This is a genomic window from Microvirga sp. 2MCAF35 (genome assembly GCF_052115545.1).
Classification (GTDB): Bacteria; Pseudomonadota; Alphaproteobacteria; order Rhizobiales; family Beijerinckiaceae; genus Microvirga.
Genome location: NZ_JBFRGW010000108.1, coordinates 1 through 504 on the forward strand (window position 1 = coordinate 1; position 504 = coordinate 504).

General features: G+C 66.7%; 1 protein-coding gene. It reads right to left on the minus strand.

Going from position 1 to position 504, the window contains the following annotated elements:
* A partial coding sequence (locus tag AB4097_RS21520) for a cadherin repeat domain-containing protein (protein WP_442043343.1) occupies positions 1–504 on the minus strand: 504 nt, incomplete at both ends.

The following is a 504-nucleotide window of genomic DNA, read 5'->3' on the forward strand; positions in this document are numbered from 1 at the left end:
GTTCGCCGGTGTTTCGTTCACATCCGTGACGTAGATCTTGACGTCCTTGACCGCCGAGGTGTTGAGCGCCGGATCCTTGGCCACGACTTGCACGGTGTAGTACTTGCCGGTCGCGTCCGTCTGCAGATCAGTCGCCTCGTAGTCGAGCGTCACGCCCGTGGCCAGGCTGATCTTGCCGTCCGTGCCCACCACGAAGCGGTTGCCCGGGTTGGCGCCCGCCGTGCTCGACAGATGGTAGGTGACCGCCAGCCCTTCCGGATCGGTCGAGCCGCCCACCGTCACGATCGTGCCCACCGTGGTCGAGCTCGCGTTCTCGACCACCGACGGCGTGCCGGTGTAGCTCGGCGTGCCCGGCGCCTCGTTGAAGTCCGTGACGTAGACCTTGATCTCCTGCTCGGCCGAGGACAGGGCCGGGGTGGCGTTGTCGGTGGCAATCACCTTCAGGCGGTAGAACTTGCCGATCGCATCCTGCTCGAGGCCCGCGCCCGGCGTCGTGGTGACCGC